This window comes from Halomonas sp. TA22, assembly GCF_013009075.1.
GTDB lineage: Bacteria > Pseudomonadota > Gammaproteobacteria > Pseudomonadales > Halomonadaceae > TA22.
Genome location: NZ_CP053108.1, coordinates 3,574,935 through 3,596,787 on the forward strand (window position 1 = coordinate 3,574,935; position 21,853 = coordinate 3,596,787).

Genomic DNA, 21,853 nt, shown 5'->3' on the forward strand with positions numbered 1-21,853 from the left:
GTACTCATCCCCAGCCTGGCTGGGTCGAACCGCGCTATCGGCTGGGCATGAAATGCCCGGATAACGCTCGGCGAACCGCTGTGGCGACCGTTTGCGCTGTGCTCGTTCGATGAACGTGTGCACTGTAGCGCTCCATCTACATATCCAGACGCGGCAGCAATGCTTGCCTGGCGTCTTGCAAAGCGTCGTCTGATTTCGCTGTCGGTCATCATGCCGACAACGGGGACGATCCATTACGATGGTGGGGTCAACACATGCGAGGAGCGCGCATGCTACCATCGTCGACCTACTCTTGCCAACCTTTTCTGGAGCTGCCATGCCCACGCTGTGGATCGATGCCGATGCCTGCCCGAAGGTCGCGCGCGACATCATCGTCCGCGCCGCCGAGCGCACTCGCACCTCGACCTGGTTCGTTGCCAACCATCAAGTGCCGCTGCCCTCCTCGCAGTGGGTCAAGCCGCTGGCGGTGGCCAGCGGCTTCGATGCTGCCGACAACGAGATCGTCGCCCGAATAGAAGAAGGAGACCTGCTGATCAGCTCCGACCTGCCGCTGGCCCTGGAGGCCATCGACAAGGGTGCCGAGGTGATGACCAATCGCGGCGAGATCCTCGACAGGAACAACATTCGCGCACGGGTGCAAATGAGGGATTTCATGGAGACGCTGCGCGCTAGCGGTGAGCATACCGGAGGTCCCAAAGGCTACTCCGATACTGATCGCCGCGAATTCGCCAACGCACTTGATCGGTGGCTGGCTAGACGTAACGCTTAATCCTTCTCTCGCACACCCCACCCCGGCAGCCGCTCGCGATCGTGCGGGCGAGTGAAATCGAGCTGCGGCCCCTTGGGCACGATGCGGGTGGGATTGATGGAGTCGTGGCTGAAGTAGTAGTGACGCTTGATGTGATCCAGGTTCACCGTCTCCGCCATACCCGGCCATTGATAGAGTTCGCGCAGGTAGTGAGAGAGGTTGGGATACTCCTCGATGCGCCTGAAGTTGCACTTGAAGTGGCCGTAATAGACAGCATCGAAACGCACCAAGGTGGTGAAGAGCCGGATGTCGGCCTCGGTCAGCCACTCCCCCGCCAGGTAACGCTGCCTGCCCAGACGTACTTCGACCCGATCGAGCGCCTCGAACAGCGCTGTCACGTGCTTCTCATAGACATTCTGATCGGTGGCGAAGCCGCTCTTGTAGACGCCGTTGTTGATGTTGTCGTAGACATCGGCATTGACCGCATCGATCTCCTCGCGCAGCACCTCGGGGTAGAAGTCGAGGCGATTGCCCGTCAGTTCGTCGAAGGCGCCGTTGAGCATGCGCAACAGCTCGGCAGATTCGTTGTTGACGATGCGTCCCTGCTGCTTGTCCCATAGCGCGGGTACCGTCACGCGCCCGGTGTAGTCGGCATTGGTCAGGGTGTAGAGCTGATGATGAAACTCCACGCCATTGACCGGATCGCCACTCGAGCCCTCGTCCACTTTGTAGCTCCAGCCCTGATCGAGCATCAAGGGGCTGACATGGGAGACTCCGATCAGATCATCCAACCCCTTGAGCTTGCGCATGATCAGCGTGCGATGCGCCCAGGGACAAGCCAGCGAGACATAGAGATGGTAGCGTCCCGCCTCGGCGGGTAGTCCCGGCTGGCCCTGCGGCCCCGGCTGGCCGCCGCGCGTCACCCAATCACGCAGCTTGGCGGATTCACGCACGAACTCACCGCCATGCTTGCTGGTGTCATACCACTGGTCGTGCCACTGACCGTCGATCAATAGTCCCATCGGGTCGCTCCTGATTCGAGGATATGCGCCTAGCCTAGACCGCCAGGCACATGTCTCAAGCGCAACATTTCCTCTCAACCATTCGATTCGCTCGAAGTGCCCACTTGCGGGCAACAGGCGGTAACCGCCTCGCACAGTGCCGCCGCCATGGCGTGGGTGGCGGGGCCGGCCCGATCACGATCACGAAAGATCAATTGCATCGGCACTTCCCGCACCCCACCGGCAGAGAGCGGCAATGGCGCCAGGCGGCTCGTCTGCAACGACTCGCGGATCAACGTTTCGGGCACCCAGGCGAACCCCAGGCCACGCTCGAGCATGCCCACCGACGTGGCCAGGTGGCTCACCGTCCAGCGCTGCTCGGCCTTGAGCCAGCCGGCATCCACTGCCTGTCGCAGCGCGGAATCCCTGACCACCAGCTGACGATGTTGCTCCAGGTCGCGCAGATCCAGCTCGCGCCCCAGTCGATGCAGCGCGTGGTCGGAGTGCGCCACGCACAGAAAGCGCACCGTCGCCAACCCCTCACCCAGAAATCCTTGGGCGGCGAGCCCTGACACCACCAGGTCGGCTCGTCCGTCGTAGAGCATCTCGATACCGCCATTGAGCACCGTCTCGTGCAGCTGTACGCGAACATGCGGATAGGCATCGGAAAAGGTGCTCAAGGCGTGCGCCAGGGCGTCGGTCGGGAACAGCTGATCGACGGCCAGTACCACTTCAGCCTCGAGCCCCTCGGCCAGGCTTCCGGCCACATCCTCAAGCGCCGCCGCACTCTCCAGCAGCTGACGAGCACGTCGCAACAGCAGCTCACCCGCTTCGGTAAGCCGGACCTGACGCCCAACCGGTTCCAGCACCTTGATGCCCAGCTGCTCCTCAAGCTTGTGCACTGCATGATTGAGCGTGGAAGGACTCTTGTGAACGACTTCCGAGGCTCGCGCGAAGCCGCCATGATCGACAACGGCGGCCAGCATCTGCCATTGCGCCAGGGTGACACGGGACATTTCGATTTCCTCGCATGATGAAAGCAAAACTATGCGCTTTCTGCTCACCCCCTGCATCACCGACAATGCCTGGCATCGGCAACGAGCCTTCAACGGAGCAATCGCCATGCCAATCGATCAGCCGCTTCGCCGCATCACCTCGGCAATCAAAAGTCAACCCAGCCAGGATGGCGACGGCGTCAAGATCAAGCGGGTCCATGACTTCGCTGGGGGTCTCGATCCGTTCCTGATGATCGACGAGCTGGGATCGGATCGCCCCGACGACTACCTGGGCGGGTTTCCCAACCATCCGCACCGCGGCATCCAGACGCTCACCTATGTGATCCACGGCGGTCTTACCCATGAGGACCATCTTGGCCACTCGAGCACCATCGAGGCCGGCGACGCTCAGTGGATGCACACCGGACGCGGTATCATCCATTCGGAAATGCCGCTCACCGATCGCCATGGGTTGCAAGCCTTTCAGCTATGGCTGAACCTGGCAGCCGACGAGAAGCTGAGCGAAGCGCGCTATCGCGATGTTCGTGCTGCCGAAATGCCGCACCTAGAAACCGATCTTGCTCGCCTGGTGGCGATTGGAGGAGCATGGCGGCTGGGCGATCGGCAGGTGGTCGGGCCGCTGGATGCGCTGGCAGGCAATGGCGCCGCCGCGCACGTGATGCTAACGCCCAAGGGCGAACTCACCGTTGAGCAGACATCGCCCACGCTGCTGGTGTATGTCTTCAAAGGCTCGCTCACCATCGCTGGCGACGACGTAGCCCAGGGCCACCTGGCGCGTCTTGGCGAAGGCGAGACGCTGTATCTGGCTAGTGACGAAGGCGCCGAGGCACTGCTGCTGGCTGGCCACCCACACCATGAGCCCATCGCGCACTATGGTCCCTTCGTGATGAACAGCCGGGCCGAAATCGAACAGGCACTCAACGACTACCGTGAAGGCACGTTCACCGACTGATGCTCTAGCACCGCTGTTAAAAGCCAAATAACCTTATAAATTACAGCCTATTCGTTTTTTCTTATTCTCCGATCGCGCCAAAGCCCTGCGCCAGCAGGGTTTTTGGCCGCTTTCTGTATGGACGTACAGACTAGGCATACCCCTTAGCATGGGTTAAGGTTCGTAGGCCTTTTCACGTTCATCCTACAAGTACGGCATTTCATCATGTTGCGAATCCTTCATTCGCTACCCCGCACACACAAGTTACTTCTGTTACCGGTCGCCACCATGGTTACCGTGCTGGGTACGCAAAAGATTTTTACCTCCCTCGATAATAGCTCTGTCGATAGCGTTGCCTCCGGGTCGAACTCCGTTACGCTCGATATCGATGCCAGCGACACTGTTTCGATGGAGTTGATCAAAGACCCCATGGCGGAAGCGGTGCAACTGGCATCAAGGGCGCTGGATGCCACCCGCGAACACGTCCCGATTGCCGAACTCATCGTGCAGGACCTGATCGATATCCGCCCGATCGCCCTGGCTCATGCCGAGAACTCGCCCCCGGAAGCCTTCGCCGGCGAGGGTGACTCGGAACGCGACACCGTACTAGCCTCGACGGAAGCTCTCGAGCCCCCCGCCACCGAGACCGAAGTCGAACTCTCTCCCCGAGCGAAACGCCTGGATGACGATGTCCTGCATCTCGTGCTCCAGCTCGCCAATCCTGATGCTCACGACGCCGATTACGACCTGGCCGGCGGCACCTCCTACGACGACTTCTCCTCCGATCCGCTACTGCTGTTCGACGATAGCGAAGTCTATTTCGAGGAGGAGTTGTTCGCGAAACGCGAGTTCGTGCCGGAGTGGGAAACCTACACGGTACAGCAGGGCGACACCTTTGCAGTGACCGCTCAGCAAACCCTGGGGCTGGGTTATAGCGAAGTACTGAGACTGCTCGAGAACATGCCCGACCAGAACGTACTGACGCGCTGGCGAGCCGGACACAATTTCGACTATCAACTCAACGAGGCGGGCGAGCTGGCGGCACTGCGCGTCATGCGCAATGCCCGCAGCGGTTACCTGATCGAGCGCACCGAAGGCGACTTCGAGGTCTCCAGCATCGAGAAGGCCGGTGAAGCGACCCAACGCCTATTCGCCGGTACGGTGAGTGGCAGCTTTGGCCGCTCCGCCGAAGCGACCGGCCTCTCCTCTTCCGAAGTCGCCGAACTCTCCAAGCTGCTCGAGAAGAAGCTCGATTTCCGCCGTGATACGCGGCGTGGCGACCGCTTCCAGGTACTGATCGAGGCGGATGTCATCGATGGCCAGAATCTCGATTCCCGGGTACTTGCCGTACAGTACGAAGGGGCGCGCATGGATCTGACGGTAGTACGCAACAGCGCGGATAACCGTTTCTATACGCCAGATGGCGCCAGCCTCGATCCGGCCTTCAACCGCTATCCGTTCAATGGCAGCTATCGGCAAAGCTCATCGTTCAACCTGCGTCGCAAGCATCCGGTCACAGGGCGCGTCAGCCCCCACTACGGTACCGACTTCGCCATGCCCATCGGTACGCCGGTCAACGCCCCCGCCGATGGCCATATCGAGAAGGTCGGCAACCACCCGCTGGCGGGTCGCTTCGTGGTGATACGCCACGACAATGGCTACCGCACTCGCTACCTGCACCTCTCGCAGCCCCAGGTCACGCGTGGCGAACGCGTCAGCATGGGCGAGCAGATTGCCCTTTCCGGCAATACCGGGCGCAGCACCGGGCCGCATCTGCACTATGAGGTGATCGTCAACGATAACCAAGTGGACCCGATGCGCGTCGAACTGCCCGAGAACCAGAGCCTTCAGGGCGATGCCCTGGCCGCGTTCAAGCGTGAGTCGGAACGCCTGCTGGCCACGCTCGAGAATGGCGCCGAGAGTGGTACCGTCATCGCAAGCACCGGCAATCGCAACCAAGTGCCGCCACGCCAGCGCTGACGCTTGGTGTGGTATGCCTAACGACAATGCACCGCTCATGGCGGTGCATTGTCGTTTCTGCGTTGAGGATTCGACGTTGTAGCGGCGGCTACGGCTGCGGCTCGACATCGATCGCCGTCGCCGCCACCATCCCGCTCGATTGTGCCAGAAGGTGACTGGCGATGAAGTAGGTCACCCCGCCCAGGAGGGAGCCGGTAAACCAGCCGTAATCGTAGAACCAGTTCATGGTGCCGGTCATCAGCGACAGCAGGGTCAATGCCACCGGGAGGCCGAAGGCGATGAAGCCAGCCGGGTTCACGGCGGGATAGGCACGGTTGTCCAGATAGAGGCTCGGCACATCCAGCTGCTGACGCTTGATCAGGAAGTAGTCCACCGCCATGATGCCGGCGATCGGGCCAAGCAGGCTGGAGTAGCCTAGCAGCCAGTTGGAGTACATGCTCTCGAGCGACACGCCGGCGGTGATGATGCCGGCCGTCTGCATCAGGTCGTATGCCATCAGCAGTACGCCGATCGCTCCAGTGATCAGTACACCACGGGTCTGGTTGATCAGCTTCGGTGCCACGTTCTGGAAGTCGTTGGTGGGCGAGACGATATTGGCCGCGGTATTGGTCGACAGGGTCGCCACGATGATCAGGATCATGGCGATACTGACCCAGAACGGGTTGTCGATCAGGCCGATCAGGTTGACCGGATCGGCAACGGTCTGGCCGACCAGCGAGGCGGAGGCCGCCGTCATCACCACGCCGAGCGCCGCGAAGAAGAACATCGTCAGCGGTAGGCCGATCACCTGCCCGACGATCTGATCCTTCTGGCTCCTGGCGAAACGGCTGAAGTCGGGAATGTTCAATGAGAGCGTGGCCCAGAATCCCACCATGGCTGTAAGCCCGGCGAAGAAGTAGCCATAGACCGGTGCCCCTTCAGGCCGCGACGGCGGCTGCGCCAGCAGCTCGCTCATCGACATGTGCGGCCAGGCCCAGAACATCAGCCCCACTGCCACCGCCAGCAGCAGCGGTGCAGCCAGCGTCTCCAGCCACTTGATCGACTCCGCGCCACGAATCACCACATAGAGATTCATCGCACCGAACAGGAAGAAGCCGATCACCTCGCCAACGCCGCCGAGCGCCTGCCAAGGCGGAAAGATCGCTGACATCAGCAGGTGCAGTGCCAGGCCGCCAAACATGGTCTGGATGCCGAACCAGCCGCAGCCGACCAGCGCACGGATCAGGCACGGCACGTTGGAGCCGAGAATGCCGAACGACGAGCGCAGTACCACCGGGAAGGGAATGCCGAACTTGGTTCCAGGAAAGGCGTTCAAGGTAAGCGGAATCAACACCACGATATTGGCCAGCAGAATGGCGAACAACGCCTCGCCGACACTCAACCCGAAGTAGGCGGTAAGCACGCCGCCAAGCGTATAGGTCGGCACGCAGATCGACATGCCCACCCACAGCGCGGCGATATTCCACTTCGTCCAGGTTCGCTCGCTGGCCTTGGTCGGGGCGATGTCATTATTGAAGCGAGGGCTTTGCCGTACATCCTCCCCCTCCTCCAACTCGATCAGGCCTTGCCTGTTCAACATGCGTGAACTCTTTTCAGTCATTGTTATTCTCCTCGTCGATGATGATTCACGACGCCTTTTTTGCGACGTTTCAAATATGACGCAATAAGCATGCCCATCCACGCACATGCATTGGACGATCAAAGGCATCGGTCGCGACAACTTTCCTGATTTATCGACAAGCTCATGATTAATTTTAAAAACTGTCATTCAAGACAGGATACAACAGAAGAATCCTGAAGTTCATGAGGCGAATAAATCCGGAAATTTTTCGCTAACATGCATCCTAGACTCAAAATAAATTGGTGCAAGATAAACGCTAAAAGGGACTCTAACAGGCCACGATGCCATCCATAACCAATTATTTTATAAATAAAAATAACCAAACTACCAACGATCACCAATTGAGTGCAGCATCTCACCAAAGTGGTGTAACTACGATTATCTCAACCATTAGCCTTTCAATTACAATAACTTACTACAGCCAATAAAAAAACTTGCATCAATGATATGAACGGGTCTAGCTTTCAAAAACTGTCTTCAAGGTCAGCTTTAGGGGCAAGGGATCAAGCCTCCGTGGTCCCGATAACAAACACAACAAACGAGGAAGTCACTGTGCAAAAAATGAAGATCGGCCTCATTCAGATGGGGCTTAAAGCCAGTACCGACATGTCTCCCGAGGCGATACGCGATGCCATGAACGAGGCGCACCTGCCATTGATCCAGCAGGCAGCCGATGCTGGTGTGCAGGTGCTCTGCTTCCAGGAAGTCTTCAATCAGCCCTACTTCTGCCCTAGCCAGGACGCCAAATGGTATGCCGCCGCCGAACGCGTACCTGAAGGCCCCACTTGCCAGTTGATGCAGAAGCTCGCCGTCAAGCATCGCATGGTGGTCATCGTGCCGGTCTATGAAGAGACTGAAACCGGCATCTACTACAACACCGCTGCGGTGTTCGATGCCGACGGCAGCTACCTCGGCAAGTACCACAAGACGCACATCCCGCAGGTCGCCGGTTTCTGGGAGAAGTTCTTCTTCAAGCCCGGCAAGTCCGAGTGGCCGGTATTCGATACCGCCTACGGCAAGATCGGCGTCTACATCTGCTACGACCGGCACTTCCCCGAGGGGTGGCGGGCGCTCGCCCTGAATGGCGCCGAAGTGATCTTCAACCCCTCCGCCACCGTGGCCGGTCTTTCGCAGTATCTGTGGGAGCTCGAGCAACCCGCTTCCGCCGCTGCCAATGGCTGTTTCATCGCCGCCATCAACCGGGTTGGCAGCGAGGCGCCGTGGAACATTGGCGAGTTCTACGGCTCCTCTTATATCGTCAATCCCCGCGGCAAGATCGAGGCCCAGGCCAGCGACAAGGAGGATGAGCTGCTGATCCACGAGATCGACCTGGATATGGTGCGCGAGGTGCGCAACAACTGGCAGTTTTTCCGCGATCGACGCCCCGAGACCTATACCCGTCTCACCGATGGCGAGTGACCTCGAGCCAACCCATAACGACAAGCGAGAAAGATCATGACCCTACTGATCCGGGGCGGCACCGTCGTTACCCATGACGAGTCCTATCGCGCCGATATCCTGTGCGAGGATGGCAAGATCCAGGCGATCGGCACCAACCTCGAGACGCCGGCCGATTGCGAGGTGATCGACGCCGGTGGCATGTACGTTATGCCCGGCGGTATCGATCCGCACACCCATATGCAGCTGCCCTTCATGGGCACCGTGGCAAGCGAGGATTTCTATACCGGCACCGCCGCGGGGCTTGCCGGCGGCACCACCACGATCATCGACTTCGTGATCCCAAGCCCCGGCCAGTCGCTGATGGAAGCCTTCGAGACCTGGCGCGGCTGGGCGGAGAAGGCCGCCGCCGACTACGCCTTTCACGTCGCCATTACCTGGTGGGACGACAGCGTCAGCGAGGAGATGGGCACCCTGGTGCGCGAGCATGGGGTCAACAGCTTCAAGCACTTCATGGCCTACAAGGGCGCGATCATGGCCACCGACGACATCCTGGTGCAAAGCTTCTCGCGCTGTCTGGAGCTCGGCGCGGTGCCCACGGTGCACGCCGAGAATGGCGAACTGGTCTATCACATGCAGCAGAAGCTGCTGGCCCAAGGCATGACCGGCCCGGAGGCGCATCCGCTGTCGCGCCCGCCCCAAGTCGAGGGCGAGGCGGCAAGCCGGGCGATCCGAATCGCCAGCACCTTGGGCACGCCGATCTACCTGGTGCACGTCTCGACCAAGGATGCCGTGGACGAGATCGCCTACGCCCGCCAGCAGGGTCATCCGGTGTATGGCGAGTGCCTGGCCGGGCATCTGGTGCTCGACGACAGCGTCTATCTCGATACCGACTGGGGACGCGCCGCTGCCCATGTGATGAGTCCTCCGTTTCGCCCCAAGGGGCACCAGGAGGCGCTGTGGCATGGCCTGCAGTCCGGCAACCTGCAGACCACCGCCACCGATCACTGCTGCTTCTGCGCCGAGCAGAAGGCCGCCGGCCGCGAGGACTTCACCAAGATTCCCAACGGCACCGCGGGAATCGAGGATCGCCTGGCCGTGCTGTGGGACGAGGGTGTCAACAACGGCAAGCTGTCGATCCATGACTTCGTGGCGATCACCTCCACCAACACCGCCAAGATCTTCAACCTGTACCCGCGCAAGGGGTCGGTGCGGGTCGGCGCCGATGCCGACCTGGTGGTGTGGGATCCCAACGCCACGCGCACCATCTCCGCCAGCACCCATCACCAGAACGTCGACTTCAACATCTTCGAGGGCAAGACGGTACGCGGCATCGCACGGCACACCGTGAGCCAGGGCAAGTGGGTGTGGCGTGACGGCGAACTGCATGCCGAGCGCGGTGCCGGGCGCTATCTCGAGCGGCCGGCCTACCCCGGCGTCTACGAGACGCTCAAGCGGCGTGCCGAGATCGACGCCCCCAAAGCCGTCGAGCGCAGCTGAGACGCTCACTGCACGATGTAGAGACACGATAGCGAAAGCCAATAACAACGAGGCGATTACCGTGACCCACTCCCTGAATCACCTGCCCCGGGTCGGGGACGACCCGGCAATCAGCGCAGAGCGCCTGGCCGGCAACTTCAGCGACCTGCATCCGGCGCTCAACTCACGCCAGGCAAGCATCGAGAGCCAGCGCTGTCTCTATTGCTACGACGCTCCCTGCGTCGAGGCGTGCCCCTCGGATATCAATATACCGCGCTTCATTCGCCAGATCGGCGAGGAGAATATCAACGGCGCGGCGCACACCATTCTCGAGGCGAACATCCTGGGCGGCAGTTGCGCCCGGGTCTGCCCCACCGAGATCCTCTGCGAGCAGCGTTGCGTGCGCAACCACGACAGCGAATGCCAGCCGGTGCTGATCGGCCTGCTGCAGCGCCATGCCACCGACAACATGCGCTTCAGCGAGCACCCATTCAAACGCGCCCCCAACAGCGGACGCCACATCGCGGTGATCGGCGCCGGCCCGGCCGGGCTCTCCTGCGCCCACCGCCTGGCACTGCTCGGCCACCGGGTGACGATCTTCGAGGCCGAATCCAAGGCGGGCGGCCTCAACGAATACGGGATCGCCCGCTACAAGATGACCGATGACTTCGCCCAGCGCGAGGTCGAGTTCCTGCTGCAGGTCGGCGGTATCGAGATCCGCCACGGCCGGCACCTTGGCCACGACCTGAGTCTCAAGCAGCTGCATACCGATTATGACAGCGTCTTTTTGGGTCTTGGGCTTGGCGCCAGCCGCCAGCTAAGCCTGACCGGCGAACAGGCGCCCGGCCTGATGGCTGCCGTGGAGTACATCAAGGAGCTGCGCCAGGCAAGCGATCTGCGCGAGCTGCCCATGGCCCGACGCTGCGTGGTGATCGGAGCCGGCAACACCGCCATCGACATGGCGACGCAAATAGCCCACCTCGGCGCCGAGGAGGTGACCCTGGTGTATCGGCGCGGCGTGGAGGCGATGTCGGCCACCGCCCACGAGCAGGAGATCGCCAGGGCCAATGGGGTACGCATCGTGACCTGGGCACGGCCCCAGGAAGTACTGCTCGATGCCCAGGGCCAGGTGGCCGGCATGCGCTTCGAGAAGACTCGTGATGAGCAGGGGCGGCTCGTGGCGACCGGCGAGCAGGTCGAGATCGCAGCTGATGCCCTCTTCAAGGCGATCGGCCAGACCTTCGACAACGCGAGCCTCGCCGACCCGCTGGCCCGGGACCTTGAACGCATCGGCGACCGGATCGAGGTCGACGAGCAGTTCCGTACCAGCGTGGCGGGCATCTATGCCGGGGGCGACTGTGTCGCGCCGGGCCAGGATCTCACCGTGCAGGCCGTGCAGCACGGCAAGCTCGCCGCCCACGCCATTCATCAGGATCTCTTGGCCAAGCAGGAGGCCGCATGACCAATTTTCCCAAAGGACTCGGCGAGACGCTGGTCAACGGCGTCGATCTCTCCATCGACTTCGCCGGCATCAAGGCCCCCAACCCCTTCTGGCTGGCCTCCGCTCCGCCCACCGACAAGGCCTACAACGTGGTCCGCGCCTATCAGGCGGGCTGGGGCGGCGTGGTATGGAAGACGCTTGGCGAGGACCCGCCGGCGGTCAACGTCTCGTCGCGCTACTCGGCGCATTATGGCAAGAACCGCGAGGTGCTCGGCTTCAACAATATCGAGCTGATCACCGATCGCTCGCTTGAAATCAACCTGCAGGAGATCGCCCAGGTCAAGAAGGAGTGGCCGGATCGCGCCCTGATCGTGTCGCTCATGGTGCCCTGCGAGGTGGCCTCCTGGAGACACATCCTGCCGCTGGTGGAGGCAACCGGCGCCGATGGCATCGAGCTCAACCTGGGCTGCCCCCACGGCATGCCGGAGCGCGGCATGGGGGCCGCCGTGGGCCAGAATCCCGACCTGGTCGAGCAGGTCACCCGCTGGTGCAAGCAGTACTACTCCAAGCCGGTGATCGTCAAACTGACACCCAACATCACCGACATCCGTGTCGCCGCGCAGGCCGCGCTGCGCGGTGGCGCCGATGCGGTATCGCTGATCAACACCATCAACTCCATCACCAGCATCGACCTGGACAACATGGTCGCCAAACCCACCGTCGGCAGCCAGAGCACCCATGGCGGCTACTGCGGCAGCGCGGTCAAGCCCATCGCACTCAACATGGTCGCCGAGATCGCCCGCGACCCGGCAACCCAGGGGCTGCCGATCTCCGGCATCGGCGGCATCTCGAACTGGCGCGACGCGGCGGAGTTCGTGGCCCTCGGCGCCGGCAGCGTGCAGGTGTGTACCGCCGCCATGCTGCACGGCTTTCGCATCGTCGAGGAGATGAAGGATGGCCTGACGCGCTGGATGGCCCAGAAGGGCTACCGCTCGATTGCCGAGTTCTCCGGCAAGGCGGTGCCCAACACCACCGACTGGAAGCACCTGGACATCAACTTCAAGACCATTGCGCACATCGATCAGGACAAGTGCATTCAGTGCGGGCGCTGCTACATCGCCTGCGAGGACACCTCGCATCAGTCGATCGCCAAGCTGGCGAGTGCCGAAGCCGCGCGCCGCTACGAGGTGATCGACGAGGAATGCGTGGGATGCAACCTATGCCAGATCACCTGTCCGGTTCAGGATTGCATCACCATGGTGCCCCAGCATACCGGCAAGCCCTATCTGAGCTGGGACGAGGATCCGCGCAACCCGTTTCGCCGGCTCCCGGCCGAAAGCGGCGCAACGAGTTCCGTCACGTCTTGACCGTAAGGAAACCAGGCAATAAAGAGACTGGGTAATAGCAAGGTGCGACAGATTCAAGAAGGCCTCATCGCTGGCAGCGATGAGGCCTTCTTGGCGTCTTATCGAACGCAACGTTCCCTTGCCAGTCGGCGACAACGCTCGTGCGCCATGCAAGAATGAGAAACGCTTGTATATACTAACGATTCTCAGACATGGGGACACCATGAAATCGACCGCCTTTTTCGCCACCACACTGCTTGCGCTGACCGGGGGCCTGCTCGCCACCGGTAATGCCATCGCCGAAAACGACCGGAGCACTGCCGAGCGGGTCGCCACCTTCGACTTCGGCAGCCTGGATACGCTGGACGAACTGGGGCTTGATGATCGCGTCGTGGCCCTGCCCAAGCAGTCGCTGCCCGAGTATCTCGAGCAATACCAAAGTGACGACTATATCGACCTGGGCGGACTCAGGTCGCCAGATTTCGATGCGCTGCGCGATGCAGACCCCTCCCTGATCCTGTACACCGGCCGCCAGAACGAGTGGCAGGAGCAGTTCGAGGAGATTGCCGAGGCGATCAACGCCGGTCTGGGCGGCGATGATGGCTATATGGCCGGCTTCGATGCCAACGTCACGCGCCTGGCCGAGCGCTTCGCTGCCGGCGAACAGGCTGAACAGGCCCTGCATAGCCTGCATGCGCGTATCGACGAGACCCGCCAAGCGCTCGACGATGCGCCGCAGGTACTCGTCGCCACGCATAACGAAGGCAACCTGACGCTCAACACTCATCCCGTTGTGCATGAGGTATTGGGGCTGAGCGAACCGCAGATCCCGGAAAGCGTGCCCAGCGAGACCCGTGGCACTCGCACTTTCACCCCCCTCTCGGCCGAAACCATCGCCGAGATCGGCCCGGACGTGGTGCTGGTCATCGACCGCAGCGCCGCCATCGGGGGCGACGTGACCCTCGATCGCGATGCGCTGAGCGAGGCGCTCGAGCAAGCCGGTGCCGAGGATGTGCGCATCGAGGTGCTGACACCCGAGCTTTGGTATCTCTCCGGTGGTGGCCTGCAGAGCCTGAGCCGTCAGATCGAGGAAGTGGCTACCGCGCTGGAGCGCTGACAAGGCCAGGTTTGTCGCTCAGGGCGACAGACCGATGCCGCGCAGAATGATACTGGTCACCGACTGCACCGCCCTCTCGAACTGCACCTCGTCGAGAGGGCGGTCGTCGTTGATCAGGCATATCTGGTAATCGAAGTCGGCATAGTGCTGAGTCGAGGCCCAGATCATGTAGAGCAGGTGCGAGGGCTCCACGGGCAGGATCAGGCCCGCCTCGATCCAGTCGCGAATCTTGGCCTCCTTGAGTTTCGCCCACTCGTAGAGATTGTCGCGCAACCGCTCCTTGAGGATCGGCGCCCCCTGCATCACCTCCGCCGCCCACACCTTGGAGCCATGCGCACGGTTGAGCGAGTGATTCATCTTGGCGCGAATATAGCTCGACAGCACGATGCGCGGGTCGTCATAGAGCTCGAAGCACAGGGCATCCTGCTTCCACACCTCGAGCAGCCCCAGCAGCACCTCCCGATAGAGCTCCTCCTTGGTCGCGAAGTAGTAGTGCACATTGGACTTGGGTATATCGGCCAGCTGGGCGATCTCGCCCATCGAAGCGCCGGCATAGCCCTTCTCGGCGAACACTCGCTCCGCCACCAGCAGAATCTTGTCGATATTGCGCTGACGGATCGCACCCTTCTTCTTTGCCATCTTTCGCTCATTCCCCAAACGGCCGACATCGTCTCTCGCATGCAAGCCTACCACTACGGCACGCTAAAGCAGGCGATATCTCGAACGCCTGCCCCTTCCTGGCCCACCCGGCGAGCCGCACGCACCAAAGTGTGACGATCTTCTCGGGGCACGCGCCGGAATGATTTTCTAGTCAAATGATTTTCTGGAAAAAACCAAGACTTGGCAAGGGAGTTGCTTATAACCGGTAGTGGTGACTGACGTGGACCAGGCCCCTTCCGGGAGCACGAGTGCGTCAGACCAGACCTTCAATGGCGAAGGCCCGTGATCGTGAGTTCCATTGTCACTCGACGAGGCTATTCCCATGGAAATCCGCAACAAGGCCAACAGGATCCGCCTGTTCAGCTTCAACACCCCGCAGATGCGCGCCTTCCACCTCTCCTGGTTCGCCTTTCACATCTGCTTCTTCGGCTGGTTCGGTATCGCTCCCCTGATGGCGGTGGTACGCGAAGACCTCAGCCTGACCCAGGCGCAAATCGGCAACACCATCATCGCCTCGGTGCTGATCACCGTCATCGTCCGCCTGTTGATCGGTGTACTGTGCGACCGCATCGGTCCGCGCCTGGCCTACACCTGGCTGCTCTGCCTCGGTTCGCTGCCGGTGATCAGCATCGCCTTCGTTTCGAGCTTCGAGGGTTTCTTCCTGGCGCGCCTGGCCATCGGTGCCATCGGCGCCTCCTTCGTCATTACCCAGTATCACACCACCATGATGTTCGCCCCCAATGTGGTGGGCACCGCCAATGCCACCTCGGCGGGCTGGGGCAACCTGGGCGGGGGCACCACCCAGATCCTGATGCCGCTGATCTTCTCGGGCCTGCTGATGCTCGGCGTCAATGAAGCGTTCGGCTGGCGGCTGGCCATGGTGGTCCCCGGTGTGGTGCTGTTCCTGACCGGTATCGCCTACTACTTCCTGACCCAGGATGCCCCCGACGGCAACTTCAGCGAGCTGCGCGCACGCGGCGAGCTACCCCCCGCCGCCAAGGGCAGAGGCAAGGGCTCGGGCAGCTTCATGGATGCCGCCCGCGATATCCGCGTCTGGGCGCTGTTCGTGGTCTACGCCATCTGCTTCGGCGTCGAGCTGACCATCAACAACATCGCCGCCATCTACTTCTTCGATCACTTCGACCTGACGCTGGCCACCGCTGGCCTGATCGCCGGCCTGTTCGGGATGATGAACCTCTTCGCGCGCACCCTAGGGGGCGTCTTCTCGGATTTGTTCGCCAAGAACTGGGGGCTCAAGGGGCGCGTGCGCTGGCTGTTCATCGCCCTAGTGTGCGAAGGCATCGCCCTGATGTTCTTCTCGCAGATGCGCGTGCTGACCATGGCGATCGGCATCATGCTGGTTTTCAGCCTGTTCGTGCAGATGGCCGAAGGTGCCACCTACGGCGTGGTGCCCTTCATCAACAAGAAGGCGCTGGGCGCCGTGGCCGGGATCGTCGGGGCCGGCGGTAACGTCGGCGCCGTGGCGGCCGCCTTCCTGTTCCGCTCGGAAGCGATCACCTATCAGCAAGGGCTGTTCTATCTTGGCTTTACCGTGCTGGTACTCGCCAGTTGTGCGCTACTGGTACGCTTCTCTCCCGAAGAGGAGGCCGAAGAGGCCGCCGCCTTCCAGGAGGCGGTGGGTGACGACACCGGTGCCGGAGCCCTCTCGCTACGCTAGCCCCGTGATTCGACATGGTAAAAAGCCGCTCCCCGTGGAGCGGCTTTTTCATGGCCTTAGCACGCCAGGTAAGCCCCATCTGCTGACGCTTGCTACACTACGCCCCAGCTTCGTTATCCAGGATTCTCCTTGCGCCCTTCGCCAATCCACACTTCCAGCGGCAACTTGCTGAGCGGCTTCTTCGGGGTCTTCCGTTACAGCCGCCAGGCGCTCGCGCTGGTGTGGCAGACCTCCCGCCGGCTGACTGTTGGCCTGGCCATCTGCACGTTGATTGCCGGCGTATTGCCGGCGGTGGCCGCCTGGATCGGCCAACTGATCGTCGACGCGGTGGTGGAGGCGATGGCCTTTCACCGCGAGAACGAGGTGTCCGTCTCCTTCGACAGCGTATGGCCGGTGCTGCGTTACGCCCTGCTCGAGGCAGGCGCGATCGCCGCCATCGCCCTGGCGCAGCGGGGGTTCTCGGCGCAGCAATCGCTGCTGCGGGCGCTGCTGGGCCAGAAGGTCAACGTGATGATTCTCGAGAAAGCCGGCACCCTGTCGCTCTCGCAGTTCGAGGATTCGGAGTTCTACGACAAGCTGACCCGCGCCCGCCGCGAAGCGTCGACACGACCGCTGGGGCTGGTCACCAAGACCTTCGGCCTGTTGCAGAATGCCATCTCGTTGGCCAGTTTCGGCGTGCTGCTGGTGCAGTTCTCGCCCTGGGCTCTGCTGATCCTGGCGATCGGCGCGCTCCCGGTGTTCCTTTCGGAGGCCAAGTTCTCCGGCGATGCGTTCCGCCTGTTCCGCTGGCGCTCGCCCCAGAATCGCATGCAGAGCTACCTGGAGACGGTGCTGGCCCGAGAGGACAGCATCAAGGAGGTCAAGCTGTTCGGCCTGGAGCCACTGCTGCTTGCCCGTTACCGCGCGATATTCGATTCGCTCTACGACGAGGACCGCCGCCTGACGATTCGTCGCGAGAGCTGGGGCTTCCTGCTGGGTCTACTCGGCACGCTGGCATTCTATGGCGCCTACGCCTGGGTAGTGGTCGACACCATCGCCGGGCAACTGACGCTTGGCGAGATGACCATGTATCTGATGGTGTTCAAGCAGGGCCAGGCGGCGCTCTCGGCAAGCCTTACCGCGATCAGCGGCATGTACGAGGACAACCTCTACCTCTCGAATCTCTACGAATATCTCGAACAGCCGGTAGCGGCCGAGCGTGGCACCCTGACCCAGGGCATCAGGCCCGGCGATGGCATCCGCTTCGAGGGCGTCGGCTTCATCTACCCCGGTGCCGACAAGCCAGCACTTGCCAACATCACGCTGCACCTGGCGCCCGGCAGGAGCCTGGCACTGGTGGGCACCAACGGCTCGGGCAAGACCACGTTGATCAAGCTGCTCACCCGCCTCTACGAGCCCAGCGAAGGGCGTATCCTGCTCGACGGCAGCGATCTGCGCGACTGGGACATCGAGGCGCTGCGCAGTCGGGTCGGGGTGATCTTCCAGGACTTCGTGCGCTATCAGCTCAAGGTCGGCGAGAACTTGGGCGCCGGCGACGTGAGCGCCTTCGAGGATGAGGCGCGCTGGCGGGAAGCCGCCCAGCGTGGACTGGCCGAGGCGTTCATCGCCGCCATGCCCGGCGGCTACCACACCCAGCTGGGGCGCTGGTTCAAGGGCGGACAGGAGCTCTCCGGCGGGCAGTGGCAGAAGATCGCCCTGTCTCGCGCCTACATGCGCGCGAGCGCCGACATCCTGGTGCTGGACGAACCCACCGCCGCCATGGACGCCGCCGCCGAGGCGGCGATATTCGCCGACTTTCGCAAGCACAGCCACGCCAAGATGACGATCCTGATCTCCCACCGTGTCTCCACGGTGCGCGCTGCCGACCAGATCATGGTGATCGACGGCGGCGTGATTCTCGAGCACGGCGATCACTCGAGCCTGATGGCCGCCGATGGCCGTTATGCCAGCCTGTTTCGGCTGCAGGCCAAGGGTTATGAGTAGCCATTGCTGATAAACGGTTGACGCTTACCCCGGCGATTGGCTAAAAGAGAAGAGTCGCGCCACGTGGCGCGGCACTTACCCTCAACGAGAATCGTCCCTCATGCTCTGGCTGCAGCCCGTCAATATCACTGGCAACTCACATCGCGTTTTCAATAACGCAATGCGAGCATGCCCGTTGCCGTGCGCCAGTAGTTAATCGAAGGACGCTGGCCGCGGCACTTGTCGCGGTCAAGCTATCACCTCTCCGGTCATACCCTGTTCGCACAAGTCCCGGCCTCCGAAAGAAAGGAGACCGAGAACATGGCAATTCGACTCATCAAGCGACTTTTGCGCGGCATCCGTACTCGCCACACCACCCGCCAGCACTACAATGCGCTTCGGGAGTATGATCCCCGCATGCTCAAGGACGTCGGGCTGCGCTGGGAGCGCGGCAATCTGGTGGCGATCAACCCGGAGCGCGAGCTGCCGGTAGCCGCTGGCGCCGAAGCAGCCGCAATGAAGAAACGCCCCGATGCCTGTCCCAGCTGCGGAGTCAGGCTGACGTAGACAAAGCCCCGGTCACAGGGAGTGACCGGGGCTTTTTCGCTCCCGCGAGCACGCTGATTCAATACAGCGACGAAGGGTTGGCGGACTCGCCCCCGGCCTTGTAACGCCCAATGGTCTTCAACGCCGCCTGGCGCAGCAGGCTGACATCGATACCTACCGCAATGAATTGGCAGCCCAGTGCCCGATAGCGACGAGCATCCTCCTCCCGTGGGGCGAGGATACCGGCCGCCTTTCCCGCTACCTGCACAGCGGCGATGGCATGTTCGATCATCTGTTGTACCTCGGGATGGCCAGGATTGCCGGGATGGCCCAGTCCCGACGAGAGATCGATCGGCCCGATGAAGACCGCATCGACTCCCTCCACTGCAGCGATCGCCTCGACGTTATCGATCCCCGCACGCGACTCCACCTGGACGATCAGGCACAGCTCCTCGTGAGCCGTGCTCAGATAATCCGCCACGCCATCCCAGCGGGTAGCGCGCGTCAAGCCACCGCCTACGCCACGTATGCCACGCGGTGGATAGTACATGGCACGCACCAACGCCTCGGCCTGCTCGGCGCTCTCCACCATCGGCACCATCAAGGACTGCACCCCGATATCGAGAAGCTGCTTGATCAGCGCGGTGTCATGATTGACGGCACGCACCACTGGCGCCGACGAGTAGGCTGCCACTGCCTGCAGCTGGCCGAGAATCGAAGGCACCGTATTGGGAGCATGCTCCCCGTCGATCAGCAGCCAGTCGAACCCCGTCGTTGCCAGAATCTCGGTGGCATAGGCAGTACCGAAGCCGGCCCAGCAACCATACTGAGCGCCACTCTTAGCCAAAGCCGCCTTGAAGACGTTGTGAGGCATATGCATGAACGCATCCTTCAAACGTAGAGAGGTACATAAGACATAGCAGACCAGCCACTCTCGCGGCGAAGAATGTCACACCAGAGGCTCGGTCCCAGTCGCACTGCCCTTATAGCCCCAACGGCCGACCAAGCGCTGCAAGCAAGGCCGCGTCATCCTCCCTGCTAGGCAACCGTTCATTGCCGGGTCCTCCTACGTTGATGGGACGACTGGCCATTGCGGCCCGCCAGGCCATAATAAGTGCGTGTCAGCATCCACCCAATAGGCTTCCGATGACATGCTCTTTTACCTCGACGCTGTCGATCGCATCACTGGCCGGCCTGCTAATGATCGCAGCCCAACCCGGCCATGCCGACGGTTTTTTCTCCCATGTTGCGTACTCCACCTCAAGTCATGGACACACCCTCGAGCGTACCCTTAGCCGGCTGGCCCCCGGTGCCGACCCGCAGGTGCTGCAGCTGGCCGCCAGTGCGCTGGCCTGTGCCGACCCGGATGCCGCACGACTGACGGTGATCGACTACTCGCTACCCTCCAACGAGCCACGACTCTGGGTGTTCGATCTCGAAGCGCAGGCGCTGATGTTCGAAGAACTGGTCTCCCACGGGCGCGGCTCCGGCGATGCCGAGGCCACGCTCTTCTCCAACATCCCCGAGAGCTACCAGTCGAGCCTGGGGCTGTTCAGGACCATGAACAGCTACTATGGTCGCAACGGCTATTCACTGCGCCTGGAAGGACTCGAATCGGGAATCAACGATCTCGCCTATCAGCGCGCCATCGTCATCCACGGTGCCGATTATGTCAGCGAATCGTTCATCGAGCAGACCGGCCGGCTGGGACGCAGCCACGGCTGCCCGGCGGTACGCCAGGAGATCACCTATCCGCTGATCGACAGCATCAAGGAGGATCAGTACCTGTTCGTCTACTACCCCGACGCCGAGTGGTTCGAAAGCTCCTCTTACCTGAACTGCAGCCGTGATGAGCGAACGCTTGCCATACAGTAAAGCAGCACGAATCGCCTAGCGCGGCCATGCCAGTCCTGATTGGCACCGTACTTGCTTCGAAATTGGGCAAGCGGCTTAGGCGGGAGACAATGCATGACACGAGAGACCCCGGGAATGACGCCTGCAGAACGCCTGCTACTGGCAGCCAAGCGCTGTGAAATCGACAATCTCGAGCACCTTGCCACCACCTGCGAGATCGTCGGCGACATCAGCCGCTTCATCCATGCCCTGCAGAAGGAGCGTGGTGCTTCGAACATCTACCTGGCCTCGTGTGGCGAGCGCTTCGCCACGCGACGCGAGGAGCGAATCGTCGAGAGCCTACGTAACGAGCAGGCCATCCGCCAGCGTCCGCGCAACCGCATCACGCTTGCCGACGATCCGAGCTACAACCGCTACCGCCAGGAGGTTCTGCGCTTTCTCTACGAGAAGCAGCGCAAGGTGGAGAACATCACCGAGCGGCGCAAGGCAGATTCCGCCAAGGAGAAGCAGGTGGCTCACGCCTGATCGCGTGTACTGAGCAAGACCGACGACTAGGCCACCGCAAGGTGGCTTTTTGTTACGGACGCAGCCGCGAAGTCTGAAACGATGACTACACTGCAAAGGCGCGAACACGACAACCATGCAGGAGCCCAGCATGACCATCGAATGCCAAGGCAGCTGCCTATGCGGCGCCGTGAGCCTCACCGTCACGATCGAGGGCCACAGCGTTGCCGCCTGTCACTGCAGCATGTGTCGCACCTGGTCGGGAGCGCCAATGCTGGCGCTTGAAGGGGTCAAGGAGGTGCACATCACCGGTGAGGAGAACATCGCGGTTTACGCCTCCTCCGAGTGGGCCGAACGCGGTTTCTGCCGCCAGTGCGGCACTCACCTCTTCTACCGGCTCAGGGAGAGCGATCACTATGCCCTCCCGATAGGCCTGGTCGACCGTGGCGAGGCGTGGCACTTCGAGACCCAGATCTTCATCGACGAGAAACCGGCCTTCTACGCTTTCGCCAACCAGACCCAGGAGTTGACCGGCCAGCAGGCGCTGGAGATGTTCAACGAATCGCGCTGA

At 61.9% G+C, this 21,853-nt stretch carries 19 protein-coding genes; 14 read left to right on the plus strand and 5 right to left on the minus strand.

What is annotated here, in order from left to right; genetic code table 11:
* Window positions 1-316: 316 nt before the first annotated feature.
* Window positions 317-769: a YaiI/YqxD family protein gene (locus HJD22_RS16930; protein ID WP_208655925.1), complete on the plus strand. Its 453-nt coding sequence runs from the start codon at window positions 317-319 to the stop codon at window positions 767-769.
* Here HJD22_RS16930 and HJD22_RS16935 read toward each other — a convergent pair.
* Both HJD22_RS16935 and HJD22_RS16940 read right to left on the minus strand, forming a co-directional pair.
* The gene (locus tag HJD22_RS16935; protein WP_208655924.1) at window positions 766-1,770 is read right to left on the minus strand and encodes a glutathione S-transferase family protein; all 1,005 of its coding nucleotides are present in this window, start codon (window positions 1,768-1,770) and stop codon (window positions 766-768) included. The genes HJD22_RS16930 and HJD22_RS16935 overlap by 4 nt on opposite strands.
* A gap of 74 nt (window positions 1,771-1,844) precedes the next feature.
* Window positions 1,845-2,765, minus strand: coding sequence for a LysR family transcriptional regulator (locus HJD22_RS16940; protein ID WP_208655923.1), 921 nt, complete (start codon window positions 2,763-2,765; stop codon window positions 1,845-1,847).
* 106 nt (window positions 2,766-2,871) lie between these two features.
* Between HJD22_RS16940 and HJD22_RS16945 the strand changes: the two genes are divergently transcribed.
* Together HJD22_RS16945 and HJD22_RS16950 are read left to right on the plus strand one after the other, a co-directional pair.
* Window positions 2,872-3,717 (plus strand): pirin family protein, encoded by an 846-nt coding sequence (locus tag HJD22_RS16945; RefSeq protein ID WP_208656913.1) that lies wholly within the window; start codon window positions 2,872-2,874, stop codon window positions 3,715-3,717.
* A gap of 204 nt (window positions 3,718-3,921) precedes the next feature.
* Complete coding sequence (locus HJD22_RS16950) at window positions 3,922-5,676, plus strand: peptidoglycan DD-metalloendopeptidase family protein (protein WP_208655922.1); 1,755 nt, start codon at window positions 3,922-3,924, stop codon at window positions 5,674-5,676.
* Window positions 5,677-5,764: 88 nt separating this feature from the next.
* Here the strand turns inward: HJD22_RS16950 and HJD22_RS16955 are convergent, their stop codons facing one another.
* Entirely contained in the window at window positions 5,765-7,276 is a 1,512-nt protein-coding gene (locus HJD22_RS16955; protein WP_208655921.1) for an NCS1 family nucleobase:cation symporter-1, read from the minus strand.
* A 573-nt stretch (window positions 7,277-7,849) separates the two neighbouring features.
* On the opposite strand from HJD22_RS16955, the gene HJD22_RS16960 reads away from it, so the two are divergent.
* From HJD22_RS16960 to HJD22_RS16980, 5 genes are all read left to right on the plus strand, one after another.
* On the plus strand, window positions 7,850-8,716 hold the full coding sequence (locus HJD22_RS16960; RefSeq protein ID WP_208655920.1) for a nitrilase-related carbon-nitrogen hydrolase: 867 nt from the start codon (window positions 7,850-7,852) through the stop codon (window positions 8,714-8,716).
* Between the two features lie 36 nt (window positions 8,717-8,752).
* Entirely contained in the window at window positions 8,753-10,195 is a 1,443-nt protein-coding gene (gene hydA / locus HJD22_RS16965) for a dihydropyrimidinase (RefSeq protein WP_208655919.1), read from the plus strand.
* Between the two features lie 61 nt (window positions 10,196-10,256).
* Window positions 10,257-11,636 (plus strand): NAD(P)-dependent oxidoreductase, encoded by a 1,380-nt coding sequence (locus HJD22_RS16970; RefSeq protein ID WP_248730307.1) that lies wholly within the window; start codon window positions 10,257-10,259, stop codon window positions 11,634-11,636.
* A complete protein-coding gene (gene preA / locus HJD22_RS16975; protein ID WP_208655917.1) occupies window positions 11,633-12,982 on the plus strand; it encodes an NAD-dependent dihydropyrimidine dehydrogenase subunit PreA in 1,350 nt (449 codons plus the stop codon). The genes HJD22_RS16970 and preA overlap by 4 nt, the downstream gene beginning before the upstream one ends.
* Before the next feature lie 202 nt (window positions 12,983-13,184).
* Entirely contained in the window at window positions 13,185-14,078 is an 894-nt protein-coding gene (locus HJD22_RS16980) for an ABC transporter substrate-binding protein (RefSeq protein ID WP_208655916.1), read from the plus strand.
* Window positions 14,079-14,096: 18 nt separating this feature from the next.
* On the opposite strand, the gene HJD22_RS16985 is transcribed toward HJD22_RS16980, so the two are convergent.
* Window positions 14,097-14,717 (minus strand): TetR/AcrR family transcriptional regulator, encoded by a 621-nt coding sequence (locus HJD22_RS16985; protein WP_208655915.1) that lies wholly within the window; start codon window positions 14,715-14,717, stop codon window positions 14,097-14,099.
* A gap of 343 nt (window positions 14,718-15,060) precedes the next feature.
* Between HJD22_RS16985 and HJD22_RS16990 the strand changes: the two genes are divergently transcribed.
* The 3 genes from HJD22_RS16990 (at window position 15,061) to HJD22_RS17000 (ending at window position 18,945) form a co-directional block, all read left to right on the plus strand.
* The gene (locus HJD22_RS16990) at window positions 15,061-16,416 is read left to right on the plus strand and encodes an MFS transporter (protein ID WP_208655914.1); all 1,356 of its coding nucleotides are present in this window, start codon (window positions 15,061-15,063) and stop codon (window positions 16,414-16,416) included.
* A gap of 129 nt (window positions 16,417-16,545) precedes the next feature.
* Complete coding sequence (locus tag HJD22_RS16995) at window positions 16,546-18,399, plus strand: ABC transporter ATP-binding protein (protein WP_208655913.1); 1,854 nt, start codon at window positions 16,546-16,548, stop codon at window positions 18,397-18,399.
* A 300-nt stretch (window positions 18,400-18,699) separates the two neighbouring features.
* On the plus strand, window positions 18,700-18,945 hold the full coding sequence (locus HJD22_RS17000; RefSeq protein ID WP_208655912.1) for a hypothetical protein: 246 nt from the start codon (window positions 18,700-18,702) through the stop codon (window positions 18,943-18,945).
* Window positions 18,946-19,003: 58 nt separating this feature from the next.
* Here the strand turns inward: HJD22_RS17000 and HJD22_RS17005 are convergent, their stop codons facing one another.
* Entirely contained in the window at window positions 19,004-19,804 is an 801-nt protein-coding gene (locus tag HJD22_RS17005; RefSeq protein ID WP_208655911.1) for an aldolase/citrate lyase family protein, read from the minus strand.
* A 266-nt stretch (window positions 19,805-20,070) separates the two neighbouring features.
* Here HJD22_RS17005 and HJD22_RS17010 point away from each other — a divergent pair, with 266 nt between their 5' ends.
* From HJD22_RS17010 to HJD22_RS17025, 3 genes are all read left to right on the plus strand, one after another.
* Window positions 20,071-20,799 carry a murein L,D-transpeptidase catalytic domain family protein gene (locus tag HJD22_RS17010; protein ID WP_248730308.1) on the plus strand — a complete coding sequence of 243 codons (729 nt, stop codon included), beginning with the start codon at window positions 20,071-20,073 and terminating at the stop codon, window positions 20,797-20,799.
* Between the two features lie 114 nt (window positions 20,800-20,913).
* On the plus strand, window positions 20,914-21,303 hold the full coding sequence (locus HJD22_RS18145; RefSeq protein ID WP_340163054.1) for a nitrate- and nitrite sensing domain-containing protein: 390 nt from the start codon (window positions 20,914-20,916) through the stop codon (window positions 21,301-21,303).
* Between the two features lie 130 nt (window positions 21,304-21,433).
* Window positions 21,434-21,853, plus strand: a complete 420-nt coding sequence (locus HJD22_RS17025) for a GFA family protein (RefSeq protein ID WP_208655910.1) — start codon at window positions 21,434-21,436, stop codon at window positions 21,851-21,853.

Coding starts and splice junctions, on each gene's coding strand:
- HJD22_RS16930 (WP_208655925.1), top strand. CDS start 317: ATGCCCACGCTGTGGATCGATGCCGATGCCTGCCCGAAGGTCGCGCGC.
- HJD22_RS16935 (WP_208655924.1), bottom strand. CDS start 1,770: ATGGGACTATTGATCGACGGTCAGTGGCACGACCAGTGGTATGACACC.
- HJD22_RS16940 (WP_208655923.1), bottom strand. CDS start 2,765: ATGTCCCGTGTCACCCTGGCGCAATGGCAGATGCTGGCCGCCGTTGTC.
- HJD22_RS16945 (WP_208656913.1), top strand. CDS start 2,872: ATGCCAATCGATCAGCCGCTTCGCCGCATCACCTCGGCAATCAAAAGT.
- HJD22_RS16950 (WP_208655922.1), top strand. CDS start 3,922: ATGTTGCGAATCCTTCATTCGCTACCCCGCACACACAAGTTACTTCTG.
- HJD22_RS16955 (WP_208655921.1), bottom strand. CDS start 7,276: ATGACTGAAAAGAGTTCACGCATGTTGAACAGGCAAGGCCTGATCGAG.
- hydA (WP_208655919.1), top strand. CDS start 8,753: ATGACCCTACTGATCCGGGGCGGCACCGTCGTTACCCATGACGAGTCC.
- preA (WP_208655917.1), top strand. CDS start 11,633: ATGACCAATTTTCCCAAAGGACTCGGCGAGACGCTGGTCAACGGCGTC.
- HJD22_RS16980 (WP_208655916.1), top strand. CDS start 13,185: ATGAAATCGACCGCCTTTTTCGCCACCACACTGCTTGCGCTGACCGGG.
- HJD22_RS16985 (WP_208655915.1), bottom strand. CDS start 14,717: ATGGCAAAGAAGAAGGGTGCGATCCGTCAGCGCAATATCGACAAGATT.
- HJD22_RS16990 (WP_208655914.1), top strand. CDS start 15,061: ATGGAAATCCGCAACAAGGCCAACAGGATCCGCCTGTTCAGCTTCAAC.
- HJD22_RS17000 (WP_208655912.1), top strand. CDS start 18,700: ATGGCAATTCGACTCATCAAGCGACTTTTGCGCGGCATCCGTACTCGC.
- HJD22_RS17005 (WP_208655911.1), bottom strand. CDS start 19,804: ATGCATATGCCTCACAACGTCTTCAAGGCGGCTTTGGCTAAGAGTGGC.
- HJD22_RS17010 (WP_248730308.1), top strand. CDS start 20,071: ATGACATGCTCTTTTACCTCGACGCTGTCGATCGCATCACTGGCCGGC.
- HJD22_RS18145 (WP_340163054.1), top strand. CDS start 20,914: ATGACGCCTGCAGAACGCCTGCTACTGGCAGCCAAGCGCTGTGAAATC.
- HJD22_RS17025 (WP_208655910.1), top strand. CDS start 21,434: ATGACCATCGAATGCCAAGGCAGCTGCCTATGCGGCGCCGTGAGCCTC.